This window comes from Achromobacter sp., from assembly GCF_049647645.1.
In the GTDB taxonomy this organism is placed as follows: Bacteria; Pseudomonadota; Gammaproteobacteria; order Burkholderiales; family Burkholderiaceae_B; genus Achromobacter.
Window position 1 is genome coordinate 61,732 of the sequence record NZ_JBARYB010000209.1, and the last position, 14,126, is coordinate 75,857.

General features: G+C 63.3%; 19 protein-coding genes. 5 read left to right on the forward strand and 14 right to left on the reverse strand.

The window, feature by feature from the left end; translation table 11 throughout:
• The first annotated feature begins 3 nt into the window (after window positions 1-3).
• The 5 genes from WBB14_RS23635 (at window position 4) to WBB14_RS23655 (ending at window position 4,661) form a co-directional block, all read left to right on the forward strand.
• Complete coding sequence (locus WBB14_RS23635) at window positions 4-588, forward strand: TRAP transporter small permease (protein ID WP_424241997.1); 585 nt, start codon at window positions 4-6, stop codon at window positions 586-588.
• Complete coding sequence (locus WBB14_RS23640; RefSeq protein WP_424241998.1) at window positions 585-1,865, forward strand: TRAP transporter large permease; 1,281 nt, start codon at window positions 585-587, stop codon at window positions 1,863-1,865. The genes WBB14_RS23635 and WBB14_RS23640 overlap by 4 nt, the downstream gene beginning before the upstream one ends.
• A gap of 31 nt (window positions 1,866-1,896) precedes the next feature.
• Window positions 1,897-3,075, forward strand: coding sequence for a CaiB/BaiF CoA transferase family protein (locus WBB14_RS23645; RefSeq protein WP_424241999.1), 1,179 nt, complete (start codon window positions 1,897-1,899; stop codon window positions 3,073-3,075).
• A gap of 122 nt (window positions 3,076-3,197) precedes the next feature.
• Window positions 3,198-4,160, forward strand: coding sequence for a Bug family tripartite tricarboxylate transporter substrate binding protein (locus WBB14_RS23650; protein WP_424242000.1), 963 nt, complete (start codon window positions 3,198-3,200; stop codon window positions 4,158-4,160).
• Between the two features lie 249 nt (window positions 4,161-4,409).
• The gene (locus tag WBB14_RS23655) at window positions 4,410-4,661 is read left to right on the forward strand and encodes a hypothetical protein (protein ID WP_118933185.1); all 252 of its coding nucleotides are present in this window, start codon (window positions 4,410-4,412) and stop codon (window positions 4,659-4,661) included.
• 143 nt (window positions 4,662-4,804) lie between these two features.
• Here WBB14_RS23655 and WBB14_RS23660 read toward each other — a convergent pair whose 3' ends face one another.
• From WBB14_RS23660 to WBB14_RS23725, 14 genes are all read right to left on the reverse strand, one after another.
• Window positions 4,805-4,963, reverse strand: a complete 159-nt coding sequence (locus WBB14_RS23660; RefSeq protein ID WP_424242057.1) for a hypothetical protein — start codon at window positions 4,961-4,963, stop codon at window positions 4,805-4,807.
• On the reverse strand, window positions 4,905-5,306 hold the full coding sequence (locus WBB14_RS23665; RefSeq protein ID WP_424242001.1) for a hypothetical protein: 402 nt from the start codon (window positions 5,304-5,306) through the stop codon (window positions 4,905-4,907). The genes WBB14_RS23660 and WBB14_RS23665 overlap by 59 nt, the downstream gene beginning before the upstream one ends.
• On the reverse strand, window positions 5,303-5,713 hold the full coding sequence (locus tag WBB14_RS23670; RefSeq protein WP_424242002.1) for a M15 family metallopeptidase: 411 nt from the start codon (window positions 5,711-5,713) through the stop codon (window positions 5,303-5,305). The genes WBB14_RS23665 and WBB14_RS23670 overlap by 4 nt, the downstream gene beginning before the upstream one ends.
• A gap of 34 nt (window positions 5,714-5,747) precedes the next feature.
• Window positions 5,748-5,990: a hypothetical protein gene (locus WBB14_RS23675; protein WP_424242003.1), complete on the reverse strand. Its 243-nt coding sequence runs from the start codon at window positions 5,988-5,990 to the stop codon at window positions 5,748-5,750.
• Between the two features lie 167 nt (window positions 5,991-6,157).
• Window positions 6,158-6,568, reverse strand: coding sequence for a hypothetical protein (locus WBB14_RS23680; protein ID WP_424242004.1), 411 nt, complete (start codon window positions 6,566-6,568; stop codon window positions 6,158-6,160).
• A gap of 5 nt (window positions 6,569-6,573) precedes the next feature.
• Window positions 6,574-7,626 (reverse strand): hypothetical protein, encoded by a 1,053-nt coding sequence (locus tag WBB14_RS23685; RefSeq protein ID WP_424242005.1) that lies wholly within the window; start codon window positions 7,624-7,626, stop codon window positions 6,574-6,576.
• Window positions 7,613-8,290 (reverse strand): DUF2612 domain-containing protein, encoded by a 678-nt coding sequence (locus tag WBB14_RS23690; protein ID WP_424242006.1) that lies wholly within the window; start codon window positions 8,288-8,290, stop codon window positions 7,613-7,615. The genes WBB14_RS23685 and WBB14_RS23690 overlap by 14 nt, the downstream gene beginning before the upstream one ends.
• A complete protein-coding gene (locus WBB14_RS23695) occupies window positions 8,287-9,498 on the reverse strand; it encodes a baseplate J/gp47 family protein (protein ID WP_424242007.1) in 1,212 nt (403 codons plus the stop codon). The genes WBB14_RS23690 and WBB14_RS23695 overlap by 4 nt, the downstream gene beginning before the upstream one ends.
• 7 nt (window positions 9,499-9,505) lie before the next feature.
• Window positions 9,506-9,847 (reverse strand): hypothetical protein, encoded by a 342-nt coding sequence (locus tag WBB14_RS23700; protein ID WP_424242058.1) that lies wholly within the window; start codon window positions 9,845-9,847, stop codon window positions 9,506-9,508.
• A 5-nt stretch (window positions 9,848-9,852) separates the two neighbouring features.
• Window positions 9,853-10,584 (reverse strand): oxidoreductase, encoded by a 732-nt coding sequence (locus WBB14_RS23705; protein ID WP_424242008.1) that lies wholly within the window; start codon window positions 10,582-10,584, stop codon window positions 9,853-9,855.
• Window positions 10,577-11,458 carry a baseplate hub protein gene (locus WBB14_RS23710; RefSeq protein WP_424242009.1) on the reverse strand — a complete coding sequence of 294 codons (882 nt, stop codon included), beginning with the start codon at window positions 11,456-11,458 and terminating at the stop codon, window positions 10,577-10,579. The genes WBB14_RS23705 and WBB14_RS23710 overlap by 8 nt, the downstream gene beginning before the upstream one ends.
• Complete coding sequence (locus WBB14_RS23715; protein ID WP_424242010.1) at window positions 11,455-11,754, reverse strand: phage baseplate plug family protein; 300 nt, start codon at window positions 11,752-11,754, stop codon at window positions 11,455-11,457. The genes WBB14_RS23710 and WBB14_RS23715 overlap by 4 nt, the downstream gene beginning before the upstream one ends.
• Window positions 11,751-12,353, reverse strand: a complete 603-nt coding sequence (locus WBB14_RS23720; RefSeq protein ID WP_424242011.1) for a hypothetical protein — start codon at window positions 12,351-12,353, stop codon at window positions 11,751-11,753. The genes WBB14_RS23715 and WBB14_RS23720 overlap by 4 nt, the downstream gene beginning before the upstream one ends.
• Before the next feature lie 41 nt (window positions 12,354-12,394).
• A complete protein-coding gene (locus WBB14_RS23725; RefSeq protein WP_424242012.1) occupies window positions 12,395-14,059 on the reverse strand; it encodes a phage tail tip lysozyme in 1,665 nt (554 codons plus the stop codon).
• Window positions 14,060-14,126: the final 67 nt, after the last annotated feature.

Here is a 14,126-nt window from a genome sequence, read left to right on the forward strand (position 1 = left end):
GAGATGGCCGCGCCCATGCCCGCGACGACGCTACGCTCCGCGGCCCACGCCCCATCCGGCTGGCGCGGACTGGTACTGCGAGCCGACCGTACCGTGTGCTGGATCGGCCGGCTCGCGGTCACCCTCACCTTGGCCATGGTGCTGGTGTTCTGCTTCGCCCAGGTCCTGGACCGGTATCTGCTGAAAACGCAGTTCGACGCCTGGGACCAGGTCGCACGCATAGGCATGCTGTGGTGTGCGTTCGTCGGCGCCGCCATGGCGCTGCGCGAGCGCCGCAACGTGGTGATAGACATCATCGACCGCCATTTGCCGGAACGCGTGCGGCGCACGCGCGACCGCCTGTTCGACGCCCTGCTGCTGGCGCTGGCCGCGACCCTGTTCTACAAGGGCCTGGACGTGGTTGCCGTGGGGAACTTCCAGGACATCGTCGGGACGCCGTTCACCTACGCGGTCAGCTACGCCTCGCTGACCGTGGGCATGGTGTTCTTCATGCTGTTCCTGGCCTTGCGCCTGCTGATCCCCAACGCGCCCCCGCCGCATGACGCCTTCGCGCGCGACGAGCTCGACACTCCGGGAACGCATCCATGATCCTCTTCGCCGTTGTGCTTTTCGTCGTGCTCATCCTGCTGGGGCTGGACATAGGCTTCGCGATGATCACCGCGGCCCTGATCGGCATGCTGTTCAAGGGCGGCGGCGGCGTCGATATCGCACAGGCGCCGCTCTCGATGCTGGGCGGCATCGACGAGACCGCGCTGGTCGCGATTCCGCTGTTCATCCTGGCGGGCGAACTGATGAACCGCGGCGGCGTCACGCTGCGGCTCATCAACTGGTCCATGGCCATGGTCGGACACATGCGCGGCAGCCTGTCGCAAGTGTCCCTGACCACCAACCTGGTCATGGCCGGCATCAGCGGTTCCGCCGTGGCGGACGCCAGCGCCATCGGCACCGCGATGATCCCCTCGATGAAGCGGGAGGGCTACCGCCGCGGCTACCCCGAGGCCGTCATCGCCTGCGGCGCCATGCTGGGCCCCATCCTGCCGCCATCGATCCCGATGATCGTGTACGCGGTGCTGGCCAACCTCTCCATCATCCGCCTATTCCTGGCCGGCATCATTCCCGGCTTCATGCTGCTGGCAGGCTACATGGCGATTTGCGCCTGGCAGGCGCGGCGGCATGGCTACAAATCGCGTCCGCGGGCCAGTTGGCCCGAACGGGCCAAGGTCACGCGCGCGTCCATCTGGGCGCTGATGATGCCTGTCCTGATCATCGCCGGCATACGCTTCGGCCTCCTGACCGACACCGAAGCGGCCGCGTTCGTTGCCATGTACGCCCTGCTCGTGGGCCTGGCCGTGTACCGGGAACTGAAGCCGGGCGAACTGGGTTCGGCGTTCTATTCGGCCGGACGCACCATGGCGGTGGTTCTGTTCCTGCTGGCCGCCGCCGGGCCGTTCAGCTGGCTGATCAGCGAGTCGCGCGTGGCGGCCACCATCGCCCAGGGCATATTGGGCATCTCCGACCAGCCCTGGGTGGTGCTGTTGACGGTGAACGTGTTCCTGATCCTGGTGGGCAAGATCCTGGAACCGCTGCCCGCGATGATCATCACCTTGCCGGCGCTGCTGCCTATCGGCGTCCAGCTGGGCATGGACCCCATCCAGTACGCCATGATCCTGATCCTGAACCTGATGACGGGCATGCTGACCCCGCCTGTCGGCATCCTGCTGTTCGTCACCTCCGCCGTGGGCCGCACTCCGATAGGCCCCATCGTGCGCGAGATCATTCCCTTCTTCATCTGGTCGCTGATCGTCCTTGCGCTGATCTGCGCCTTTCCTCCACTGACCTTATGGCTGCCGGGACTGGGCGGCTGACCGAAAACCGAAACCTGAACAGATGCACACCATGCCACTTACCGGAATCCGCGTCCTGGACCTGACACGCATCATCTCGGGGCCGTACTGCACCTCCATACTGGCCGACATGGGCGCCGAGGTGCTGAAGATCGAAGCTCCCGGCGAGGGCGACCCGATCCGCCGCCAGGGCGTGGTCAAGGACGGCCTGAGCTGGTACTTCGCCAACTACAACCGCAACAAGCGCTCGGTAACGCTGGATCTGTACAGCGCCGAAGGCAAGGACATCCTGCGCCAGCTGATACCGCATTGCGACGTCGTGGTCGAGAACTACCGGCCCGGCATCATGGACAAGATGGGCTTCGGCGACGATGCCCTGAAAGCCCTGCGGCCCGACATCATCCATTGCAGCATCAACGGCTTCGGCACGTCCGGCCCCTATCGCGACCGGCCCGCCTTCGACTTCATCGCCCAGGCCATGAGCGGCTTCATGAGCCTGAACGGCGGCGAGAACGATCCGCCCATGCGGGCGGGACCGCCCATCAGCGACCTGGTAGCCGGCCTGAACGGCGCGCTGGGCGTGGTCGCCGCGCTCTTGCGCCGCGAACGCACCGGCCGCGGCGACTCCATCAGCGTCAGCCTGCTGTCCAGCATGATAGGACTGCTCAGTTTCCAGGCCTCGAACTACTTCGCCAGCGGCGAACTGCCCCCTCGCACCGGCAATGACCACGGCATCGTCGCGCCCTACGGGCTGTTCGAGACCGCCGACGGCCAGGTCGCGATCGCCCCTTCCAACGACGCCATGTACGAGAAACTGCTGGACGCGCTGGAACTGCCCGAACTGCGCGCGCATCCGGAGTTCCTGGCCAACGCCGACCGCATGCTGAACCGCGCATCCATCAAGGCCGCCATCGAAGCCCGCACCCGCCAGGAAAATAGCCACTATTGGATCGAACGTCTGAACCAATACGGTGTACCTTGCGGACAGGTATTGAACCTGCAGGAAGTGTTCGACGACCCGCAGGTGGCGAACCAGGAAATGGCCATGGACGTCCCCCATCCCGACGGCCAGCAAGTGCGCATGCTGGGCTTTCCGATCAAATTCGCAGAAGCGCCCTGCCAAGCCCGCAGCCCCGCGCCAGCGCTGGGCGCGGACACCGACGCGGTCCTGGAGGAACTGGGCCTGTCCGGCGCCCGGATCCGGCAACTGCGCGAGAAAGGAGCCGTCTAGCCAGCCAGGTCCTGAATCCACCCGCAGCCCCCGAACCCGCAGTACGCGGCAGCAGCATCCGCAACAACCGACGTCTGGCGATCATGACCGGACGCGCCCACCAAGGAATGGAGACCACAACCATGCTACGTGCCCTTATGCTCTCGGCCTGCGCGCTCGCCGCCTGCGCCCCCGCCGCCGCACAGCAGTATCCGAACCAGCCCATACGCGTGATCGTGCCGTTCACCCCCGGCGGCGGTACCGACTTCCTGTCGCGCACCGTCGCCGCCAAGCTGTCCGACTCGGTCAAATGGAACGTCGTCGCCGAGAACCGGCCCGGCGCCGGCGGCACCATAGGCATCACCACCGCCGCGCGCGCCAAGCCCGACGGCTACGAGATCGTCATGGGCCAGGTGGACAATCTGGCCGTGGCCCCTTCGCTCTACGCCAAGCTGGCCTACGACCCGGTCAAGGACTTCGAGCCCATAGGCATCGTCGGCGAAGCCCCGCTGGTGATCGTCGCCGGCAAGAACGGCCCGTACAAATCCCTCAAGGACCTGATCGCCGCCGCCAAGAAGGCGCCAGGAACGATCAACTACGGTTCTCCGGGAGCGGGCACCATCACCCACCTGGCCGCGGAACTGCTGCAACTTCAGGCAGGCATCAAGCTCGTCCATGTGCCTTACAAGGGATCGGGGCCGGCCATGGCCGACCTGCTCGGCGGCCAGGTGCCCGTCATCTTCACATCCATCCCCTCGGCCGCGCCGCAGATCAAGGCCGGCAGCGCCATTCCGCTGGCGGTGACCTCGCTCAAGCGCAGCCCGGCCATGCCCGACGTGCCCACTATCGCCGAATCCGGCTATCCCGACTTCGACGTGCGCGTCTGGTACGGACTGCTGGCTCCCGCGAACACCCCCAAGCCCATCATCCAGACGCTGAATACGGAGCTCAACAAGATCCTCGCGCTGAAGGATGTGCAGGACGCGCTGGCGGCCCAAGGCGCAACCGCGATGCCGACCACGCCTGCGCAGTTCTCGCAGACGATCGCGGCGGACTACAAGAAGTGGCGGTCGGTGATCCAGTCCGCCAATGTGAAGCTTGAATAAGGTCGGGTCCAGGCTCCGCGGCGCCCGCCAGTACACCAAACCGCCACCGCATTTCAACGCCCGCGCGGCCTTGAAAACAGCCTAGACCGAACGCATGCACCGCCTCATGCGTATGCACGACGCTCCCCAGGGAGCGCCGCGCATACGCATGGATGATGGACCCCAGCAGCATTGACAGCGATACGGCCAATCGAGACGATGACCTCGGCACCACAGGTTTCAACGTGGCGCAAGTGAAGGAGGCTCATCATGTCAATCTCGTGCAGACGACTGGAGGATGTGATTGCGGTCTCGGCAGCTGGAGACCAATACCGGATCGAGCGGCATATCATTCAAGAACCCGCGACGGACGACAGTCCCGATCCGCACATAGTGCTGCAATGCCGCCTGTCCACCGGCGGCGCCGTGATCTGGGAGGGTAAAGACGTGTACCGGCTCAAATCAGGTGAAATTCTCCGGCCGGTGAATCGCAGGAAGAAGAAAAGTCCTTTTGAAGGGTAGGAATGAAAAGCCCGCGGCTTGTGCCTGCGGGCTTTTGCTTGGGGTGGTGAAAGGCGGTCCAGAGCTATGGCCAGCCGGGCCGATCTCGGCAATCCAGATGCGCTTTCGCAAGGCGACGTCATCGGAGGAATAGCCAGGCCGCACTAGGATCTTTCCCATGCCTGCACGACTGCGTGATGTCGTGCCGCGCACTCCCCATACTGAATGGCCAATGCCATATAGCTGCGCGCCAGATCGTCCCAGCTATCGCTGCTCACCTCGGGCACGGGCAGGCACGGCTGGGCCAGATTGGCTGGCAGAATTGGCCAGGCGGCCGGCTTCGTTGATGTGCCGCAGCCGCTCAGCGTCAATGCGGCAGCCAGCAGGCAAGGGACTCTGGATCTCGACACGGGTATACCTCTCGATGGTCTTGGGCGCGGTGTTGCGCAGCGCGGCGAGCGCGCCCTCCAGGGTTTCGGAGATCCCGCCCAGGCGTGTCGTCTGGCGCTTGAACTCGGCGAGTTCGGCCAGTGCGTAGTCGGTGTTTGCCTGGTCGATGCCGGCCTGGTACTGACTTGCGCCATACCAACGTACCCCCAGGACGATGGCGACCACCAAGGCCGCCTCGATCAGGTATGGCATCAAGGCGCGAAGAGATGAATTCACGCGCGCCGCTTCCAATCCCGCGGAATCTGGAAGTGCGGCCCGTCCCTGAGCGTTTTCCAGTCCCCCCCCCATTCCACCGGAACACCGAGCTCCGCCGCGCACGTTTTGACTACAGAGGCCAGATCGGTGAAGGCCTGCCAGTTGTTCCAGGGAATCGCCCCGTCGATCAAGGGCGCCAGGTCGACGGCATGGCTTAGGCCATCCGCCTGCGGCAAGTGGTAGCTGGCCATTGTCTGGCTGGCGCCCTTGGCGACGTGCTCGCGTTGCCGCGCCATGGTCCGCCCCCCCTCCACCACGGTGAAATCTGCCGGTGCGCGCTGAATCGCCAGTTTGACGATCGCGACCAGGTCAGGATGCACGCCTAGTAGGCGGTCCAGGCTGCGTTGGGATAGCTGAAACGTACTCACGGTTGAGGTCTCCGGATGAATGGAACGATGCACGTCACGTCCCTCTGCCGCGCACTCGGTCAATCACGGCCTGCCACAGCGCGCCTATGGGGACAGCCTGCACCACCTCCCACCCCCGAGAGACGATGGCCATGCCGAACATGCCGGTCAGGAAGCCGGCAAGGCCTTCCGGAATTTCCAGCAGCAGCGATAGATACGGGGCGGCGTAGTACGCCACCAACGAACCGCTGGCCGCCATGCTCAGCCTGGCCGGCCATGATCCTTGTAGATAGCGCATGGAAACCGCTGCGCCCAGAACGCCGGCGAGCTTTGCCGCAAGGGCGTCGAAATCCTGGATGTTCAATCTCATCCCTCGCAGACAAAGAAAAGGCCCGCCGAAGCGGGCCGGTGTATTCGTGAGACAGCGTTCGATACGCCTGTTCGTCGCAATGGGCAGTCCGATAGTCAGATGCCAGGCGCAAGAAGCTCATCGCGCCGCTGCGCTGGCAGCAAGCCCTTGCTGACGTACAGGTCGATCCCCGCGGCGACGGCCGGATCTTCCAGGTCGATGAAGTCCGCTCGGTTGAAATCGTCGTAGACAAGACCGACGTTCATATCGGTCAATTGCGCTTGGCGTATTGCCAACTGCTCTTCCATGGAGAAGCGGCGAACGAATTCCCTTACGGTGTAGCGTGTCTTGACCGGTTGCGGCAGTGGCGCCGGTTTGAAGAACACGCTTTCATCAAACATGTCTCCAACCACGACTTCCCCATTTGCGATCACCCAGACGAAGTCGGAATGAAATCGCCCCGCGGGATCGACGTCAGTAAGCTCGACGACGACACCGCCCTGGATATGCGCCCAGACTGTCTTCATATTTCTCACCATTGAATAAAAACGGCGCCATGAGCGCCTGCCGCACCGGCAGTGGCAATACGGCCCCCGCCACCCATACCGGGTGCGGGCACACGGCCCGGATCCGCCCCTGCGAAGGGAGACCATCCGCCGCCACCAGCGCCCCCATAAAGTGGCGCGCTCCCGCTCCCGTACTGCGGACAATTGCCAAACGCGCCTCGCCACCCGAAACCCGACACGCCAGTCGCCGTCCCGCCTGCGGAACTGTTAGCATTCCGCAGGCCGCCGGTACCACCTTCGCACGAACAGTAAGTGCCGAACGACGAGGCGCCGCCCGCCGTACCATTCAGGCCGACGGACGGACCGCCCGCTCCGCCCGTACCAACTGTGACCGCGACGGACGAAACCGCCGAGATATCAAACAGGCCTTCCCAATACCCCCCCTGACCGCCGCCGCCCGGGCCTGGCTCCGCAGCGACATCGCACGCACCTCCCCCGCCCGCGCCATAGACGCGCACAAATACTTTTGACGTTCCGACGGGTTTTGGGTAGGTGTACACGCCCGGAGAGGTGTAGGCCTGGTAGCCGGTGACGGCGGCCAAGGCCTGTCCCAGCTTCAGAGGCGTGATGGAGGTCGCATCATCCGTCAAATCCTTTGCCTGCGCGGTCGAGGCAATGCCTGCCGGCAGCCCTACCCAATCTGCCCCTCCGGAATCGGGATTGGTGCCGTTGTTGTCCGCTAGATTCAGCCAGTATCCATTGGCAGCTGCCTGCCTCAGCACGGCGCCCTTGGGATAGCCTCCGATGGCCGCGCTGAATGCAGCGTCGTAGGGGTAGCCAGCCCCGGCCTGGCCCCAACGCGCGGCAGCGCTGAGAAAATTCAGGATCCCGTTGAAATCAGCGCCATACGGAGGCACCCCACCTGCCGCCAGCGGCGTCATCGTCAAGGGCGGGAATCCGTCAGTGAACGACGCCAGGCCAGGCGTTACCCCGATCTGCGACGCGACAGGAATGGTGTTCTTCGTCCCGCTGTTTGCAAACGGGACGGCCGATTTGCTTGGTGCATTACTTGCTTGCATTGATAAGCCCCGAAGTAGTGAAAAAAACGCCCGAGCCGAACGGCTGCATCAGCGCCTCGTGGAATCCGAACGTGGTGGAAAGATCAACCTGCAGAATGTTCGCCAGAACCGCCGCCGGCTTGGGGATCGCGCCAGATTGAGTCAGGATGGCGATTTCATGGGGCGCCAGCGCAAACTCGAACACGTAGCGGAATTCCATCCTCCCCGTGTCAGACACATAGCAGCGCCCGCGACCCGCAAACAGATTCGACAGCAGCCGGTTCAGACTGGACGAGGAGCAATCCGAGATATTGGCCAGCGCCTTGACCAGGATCAGCGTGCGATACGCATCATCGGCCAATCGATACGTCTGCGTCGCCTGCACGCCGGTGTAGAACGGCGCCTGGTTGAAGGGCTGCCAGTTCAGCGCCTCGTCATACCCCAGGTAGGTGACATCGCCCGGGATAGTCAGCATCCGGCCGACATCGACGATCCTGCCCCAGATGTCCAGCCCGAAGCCCTGCGCAGTCTCGACGTTCCAGACGAAGTCATGGAAGGCGTCGAAATCGGCGTCCGGATTGATGTAGTCGTCCATGTTGTTGATCAACTGGACCAGCGTGGGACTATTGGCGTACTGGCTGATGAGAGTCCGGGCAACCAACCCCGGTTTCGGCACGACGCTCATATCAAGGTCACCGAAATATCCTCGGCCGTCACCGTAGGCCGGCGGTTGATCGGAACGACCAGGCTGGCGGCCGACGGCGTCGCCGATCCCAGAAGCAAGGAGAGTATGGAGACCACGGGGCTCAGCACCGAAATGGGCGCATAGAACCGGCTCGCATAAATGGTCGAACCGATACGCGCTCTCTGCCCGCCATCTCCGCCATTGAAGGCATCCGCGATCGCCTGCTTGGTCAGGGCGACGATATCGGACGGCAGCGCTGGATTGTCAGCCAACTGCACCGCAAAGCGCACGGGCAACGCTGCAGGCGTTTCCCACGTGACGACATACGACGGGTAGGGATAGGCGTAGCCCTCCTTGTCCTCCATGGTGTAGGAGGTGTTGCCGTTGTAGTCGGAACCGTTGCTTTTCTTGCGCCAGATCGCATCCGCGATGTCCGCCGCCTCGCCGCCCGTCACCGCCACCCAGATGGAATGCGGACGCAGGACGACGCCGTCTACCGTCTTCGGCACGGCGAGATCGTTCTCCGTCACATAGGCATCGATGACCCCCTCCACGTTCGCCACGTTGGCGTAGATCGCGGGGATCGAGCCGCGGGCGTTCAGCGCCACGGACTGCCGCCGGCGCTCCTCGAACGCTGCCCTGCTCTCCACATGGCTGCCCACCGTTGCGGCGTCGGCGTTCGCCACCGAGTCCCAACCGGGAATGGCCTGATAGATCTGGTTCAGCGCGCCGGGCGCGCAATCCACCGGCCCGTCGACCGAGCAGGCGAAGGGAAGGTCGATGCGGCCGCTGGCAGGTATCGTTCCCGCCTGGGTGCACAGGTACAGATTTCCATCCACCGCCTGGGCGCGTGCGCCCACGGGGATGGTCACTCCCATCAGGCCGGTGCAGGTGGCAATGACGGCGGTCGGCGTGCCGGGCTTGCGGTCCAGGAAGTAGATCCGTCCTATGGCGTCCTGCATCCGTCCCTCGGCGAAGGCCGGGTCGACCTGGTTCACGTATCTCGCGAACTCGTTGTTTTTGGCGCCTATGACGGCAGTGGTGCTGGAGGCGAGCTGGCCCTGGGGCGTTTCCAGCGCAGGATTCAGTCCGCCGCCAAACGCTGCGTCCATGTCCGACTGGACGCCAGCGAGGATGGCGGATTCGTTGGGCAGCACCAGCCCTTCCGGCGTGAACTGCACGCGCGGCACTTTGGAGATATTCGGCATGGTTTCCTCAGAAGCTGACGGTTTGCGTCGTGCCGTCTTGCAGGGTGATTTCGACGTAGCCGGCCAGAGCCCGATCGTTGAAGGACGTCAGCGTGCAGATCGCGCTGGCCACTTCCGGAACGGTCATCGCGGCGCGTTGGACGTGTTCTCGCACCAAAGCCAGCGGCGGCTGATGGCCCAGGAATTCTTGCCAGTACGGAACGCCCGGGACGGTGTTGTAGAACAGTTCACCCTTGAACAGCTTGACGGCGCTGGCGACATCTTGCGCGACGGCGTAAGGGTTGGACGCCAGCGCGATATTCCCTGCGACATCGAGCACCAAGTCCCAGTCCGTCCGGTCCAGCAGCATCGTGTTCAATTGGGCGCTCCTGTATTTGCGGGCCCGCTCTGCACGCCGGAATGCGTGTGAGTGCTGCCCACGTCCTTGCCGTTGTTGCGCAACGTGCCCAGCGTGTTCATGTCGCCCTGCCAGGTCGACGTGCCGCCGAAGGATCCGCCGCCCTGTTGCACCGTGCCGTTCAACACGATCCGGGGAGCGTTCAACGCGCATTGCGCGCTGGCGTTCAATTCAATGTTGGGCGCCGTGACCGTCACCTTGGAGGGAGACACCACATTGATGCCGCCGGCCGTGAACTGCACGTACTGGACTGGAGTCGCATTCAGCAGGCCGCCGAAATACAGGCCGTCGGCCATGTCGTGGGACCGCCAGGATCCGGGATTGTTTTGCGCCTTCGAGGCTTTCACCAGGGAGATATCCCGGTTCGCGAAGGCCGCCATCCCGATATCGCCGACTTTCGGGTCCAGGATGATGGCGTCCGTTCCCCCCTGAAGGCGGAAGTAAGGAAGGCGATGCAGGACGCCATGCGGCACGGCATTGCCAGCCCCATCGAGCTGGTTGACGAGCGGCTGCACATCCACGAAGCCCACGGGAGATAACCCGCCTGAATTCGTCACCGAAACCACCTTGACGAGCGTCGCGGTGCTGATTCGCGTCAGGGCCTGGCTGATCAGAAACTGCAAGGCCCCGAACTCGCTCTCGCCCTGGCCGGCCTGCGCCAGTCCTGCGTATCCGTATTGTTCAGCCATTGAGGTTCCTTTTGCATACCACCACGGACTGCCAAACTCCGCCGGGAACCTCTGCCTCCAGCTTATGGGACAGACTCACAATGATCCACTCGCCATGCGCGGGTTCGACGGTGCTGATGACTTGCACTCTTTTTCCCAATCCGAGATTCGGGTTGTAGAGCGTTTTCAATTGGAGGCCACTGCTCGTAAAAGCCGGATATCCGATAAGCCCCGTTTCCGGCGCCACAGTGATCGGATCGCCCTTCCTGAACCCACCCACCGGCCAAACGGATAAGACACCCCGATCTATCGTGAAATTGACGCGAGCGGCCTTCGCGCAACTGCGCAATTGATCCATATCGGTTCCGGAAAAATAGGGATCGGCCAAAACGTAGTCCTGTCCACTTTTTTCGCCCTTGTACCCCATCGACGCGGCGATTTCGCACAAGATCTCTTGCGCTCGCGCGGCGCCGCGATATGACCTGGCAGACGCAGTTTTCACCTGTTTGGCCCCTGCCACCTCGGCCTTGACTGTGAACACGCCTCCCAGAACCGCTCCACCCTCCGAGCTTGTCCCATAACCTGCCCACGCTTCGACAATATCCCCCTCATAGACCACGCATGGAGCACTGAAATCACTCGCGGCGTTGATTCGGACAAGGTTCTTCAGGCGGCGCTCCTCCATGATGGGACCTATCGTCGTCAGCCTATTCATCAGGTCCTGATTCAGCCCGTGGATCAGCAGGGTAAGTTGACTGTTTTCGAACGAGGCATGGGCAGGAATGTCCACCGTCATCCGGTAACCGCTGAGCCTCACGTCAGGCCCCTGCTCGTCACCGAACTTCCCTTTGCCCAGGCTGATGGTCACGTCCAGCCGGCGCTTGATAAAACTCATAGTTCCAGCGGCTCCAAGTAGGCCAGGACGAAACGCGAGCCGAGAGCCTGATACTGCGGGTCGACATGCCCCTGGGTATCCACAAAGGCCAGATCGCCAACGAATCCCATATAGGCGGATCGCAGCAGCCGCACCCGGTCGTGGCAAAGCACCGTCGTCACGATCGGCGCATTGTCGACTTCCAAATCCAGATAGAGCCCGGTCGATTTCTGGTAGACGGCAATCTGGCAGTTCTGTCCGGACAGCACGACGCTGAGCGTCTGCGCCGGCACGGGCTTCAAGGGAATTCTCTTCATTGGATAGGCTCCAGATCTGCCACCTTGTTCTGGTCGCGGCGGGGATAGGCATCGATCTCGAACGCCTGTACCTGGCCATTGCTCTCTTGAGCCGCGCCACTGGGTTCCTGCGTGGCCGATGATTGCAGGACGGCCGTCTGCCGGACTTCATTCATGGTCAGAACGACGGTCAGAAGGCTGGAGCCATTCTTGTCGGCGCGGCTGTATGAGTACTTCACCAGGTTGGCCGACGGGTAGACGATCTCAGGCGTCGCCACTGTGTACAGTTCCGTGCTGCCGACTATGCGCTCCAGCACGGACAGGATGACGTTGCGCGACGCCTGGTCGCCGGCATGCGCCAACGTGATGGTCGCGTCGAAGGGGGCCTCGACCTTGTTGAAGGACGAGAATCCGCCCTGCTCCATGGGATAGCTGGATATCTGGCCGCCCTGGTTGAAGGCGATTCCAACGAACGTCTCGAAGACCACCATCTGCTGCCCATCGGCGCCGTACAGCCCCCAGCGAGGAGGACCGAAGATCCTATCGGTCAGCGCCGCGGGTTCGAAGCTTGCCCGTTCGGAGATGGAAGGAAAGGTCGCCTTGCGGAAGACCGCAGGCACGCCCGGACTGCTCGGAACATCGGGAAAAGGAATAAGCGGCATCAGAACATCCCCGTGTTGCCTTGTTGGACGAGATTCTGGCTACGCCCCGCACGCCCCAGATCGCGGGCGATACCCGCGCCGTCCGTCGCCTGCGTCACAACCGTGATGGGGCCGTGGATATGGGTTTCGGACGTATTGTTGGTGGTTGCCATGCTGCTCGGGATGCCGGCGGCGCTGGCTTGCGCGGCCGCGGCCGTCGTAGCCGCAGCCGCGGCGCCACGTTCCTGATCTTCGAGGAATAGCGTCCCATGGATTGCCCCGGCAGCGGCGACGAGTTTGCGCTCTTCGCTTGAACCGCCCCCCTCGGACTTGCTTAATCCAAAGTGGCGGTACACGGCCAGGCTGGCCTGGGCTGGGGTGGCAGCGGCGGCCAGATGTACTCCAGCCCTATGCCTGGTGCTCTCCAACTCCCTCGCGACGAAATCCAGCTGCCGTTCAACCGTGGACTCGCGCATGTCCATGCCATATACGCGCTTGAACTCGGCCTGGCGTCGCGGATTCCATAGTCCGATGCCGGCGGAAACACCATCCGCGCCCACGGCCCTGGGGTCCAAGTTGCTTTGGGCCTGCAGGTTGGCCACCAGCCCCACGGCCGCCTCCCGGGTATAGCCCTTGGACTCGAAGTACCTGACCGCATCGATAACCTCCCGGCTCTTCAGCGCGGGATTTCTCATCGCCGCCAAGGTTTCATCCTCGCCTGAGTTCAAGCCCTTGCTACGGAACAACAACGCGGCGCCTGCCGCGATAGGTCCAGCCGCTCTCAACGCCACCGGACCCAGGCCTCTCAACGCAGCCAGTCCACGCGCCGCGCCGGCGCCACCGAGGCCTCCGAGAGCCGTAGCCACGGTCCTCAATGCCAAAGCCAGGTCTAGCAGGGAACTCACCCAGGACAGAATCTTGAGCGCCCCCAGTGCGAGCAGGACGTTTTGCCATCCCCCCACCACTTGCGCTGCCGAATCGACTGCATCAATGAACTTCACGATGGCCTGCACCGCTCCGTCGACCCACCCGACAATCTCGTCGCGGTTCTCAAGCAGATAATCGCCCCAGCCCTGAGCGAGCGAGATAAGCCGCTCGAACGCCGGCATAAGCGCCACCAACACCTTGACGCTCACCGACTCAAACGTGTCGCGCAGGTCCAGGTAACGGTCGCGCAGCTGCGAGGCTGCCTCCGCATCGTTACTGGAGATGGCAGCGCGTTTTTCCTGGGCCTGAAGCAACCGTTCGAGCTCGTCAGGCCCGCGCTTGAACAAATTGAACAGTCCCTCGTTGATGCCCATGTCCTGGGCGGCCAACGCGGCCTGAGCCCTGTCCTTCTGGTAAAGATCGGCAATGATCCGCGACCTGGCCAGAAGGTAGGTGTTCGCGTCCTTGAGATCGCCGACATTGCCGCCGTTCTTGAAGAACCCAGGTAGCGAGTCCGCGGCGGATCCGCGGTTGAATCTGGCTACCTCGCCCGAGGATTCCCTCAATTGAGCGGATATGGCTTCGGCAGTTCCGCCCGCCCGCTCGGCCGCCTTCTGCCACGCGGACAGCCGCTCGGTGCTCATATCCAGATTCTGGGCCATTTGGGCCAGACTGACCGCACCGGAGAAGCTGTCCGCCGCGAAACGCTTCGGATCGAAACCCGCAGTGACGAGCAAGGCATCGATGATGGTTGCCATGCAATTACCTCGGTTCAGCTAGGACGCGCCTGTTGTGTGCGTCCACCGCAATCACCTCAAGCAGGTT

Excerpts from the sequence above, each read along its gene's own strand:
- WBB14_RS23640 (WP_424241998.1), top strand. The coding sequence starts at position 585 with ATGATCCTCTTCGCCGTTGTGCTTTTCGTCGTGCTCATCCTGCTGGGG.
- WBB14_RS23725 (WP_424242012.1), bottom strand. The coding sequence starts at position 14,059 with ATGGCAACCATCATCGATGCCTTGCTCGTCACTGCGGGTTTCGATCCG.
- WBB14_RS23635 (WP_424241997.1), top strand. The coding sequence starts at position 4 with ATGGCCGCGCCCATGCCCGCGACGACGCTACGCTCCGCGGCCCACGCC.
- WBB14_RS23680 (WP_424242004.1), bottom strand. The coding sequence starts at position 6,568 with ATGAAGACAGTCTGGGCGCATATCCAGGGCGGTGTCGTCGTCGAGCTT.
- WBB14_RS23645 (WP_424241999.1), top strand. The coding sequence starts at position 1,897 with ATGCCACTTACCGGAATCCGCGTCCTGGACCTGACACGCATCATCTCG.
- WBB14_RS23685 (WP_424242005.1), bottom strand. The coding sequence starts at position 7,626 with ATGCAAGCAAGTAATGCACCAAGCAAATCGGCCGTCCCGTTTGCAAAC.
- WBB14_RS23650 (WP_424242000.1), top strand. The coding sequence starts at position 3,198 with ATGCTACGTGCCCTTATGCTCTCGGCCTGCGCGCTCGCCGCCTGCGCC.
- WBB14_RS23715 (WP_424242010.1), bottom strand. The coding sequence starts at position 11,754 with ATGAAGAGAATTCCCTTGAAGCCCGTGCCGGCGCAGACGCTCAGCGTC.
- WBB14_RS23705 (WP_424242008.1), bottom strand. The coding sequence starts at position 10,584 with ATGGCTGAACAATACGGATACGCAGGACTGGCGCAGGCCGGCCAGGGC.
- WBB14_RS23655 (WP_118933185.1), top strand. The coding sequence starts at position 4,410 with ATGTCAATCTCGTGCAGACGACTGGAGGATGTGATTGCGGTCTCGGCA.
- WBB14_RS23710 (WP_424242009.1), bottom strand. The coding sequence starts at position 11,458 with ATGAGTTTTATCAAGCGCCGGCTGGACGTGACCATCAGCCTGGGCAAA.
- WBB14_RS23690 (WP_424242006.1), bottom strand. The coding sequence starts at position 8,290 with ATGAGCGTCGTGCCGAAACCGGGGTTGGTTGCCCGGACTCTCATCAGC.
- WBB14_RS23695 (WP_424242007.1), bottom strand. The coding sequence starts at position 9,498 with ATGCCGAATATCTCCAAAGTGCCGCGCGTGCAGTTCACGCCGGAAGGG.
- WBB14_RS23675 (WP_424242003.1), bottom strand. The coding sequence starts at position 5,990 with ATGCGCTATCTACAAGGATCATGGCCGGCCAGGCTGAGCATGGCGGCC.
- WBB14_RS23700 (WP_424242058.1), bottom strand. The coding sequence starts at position 9,847 with ATGCTGCTGGACCGGACGGACTGGGACTTGGTGCTCGATGTCGCAGGG.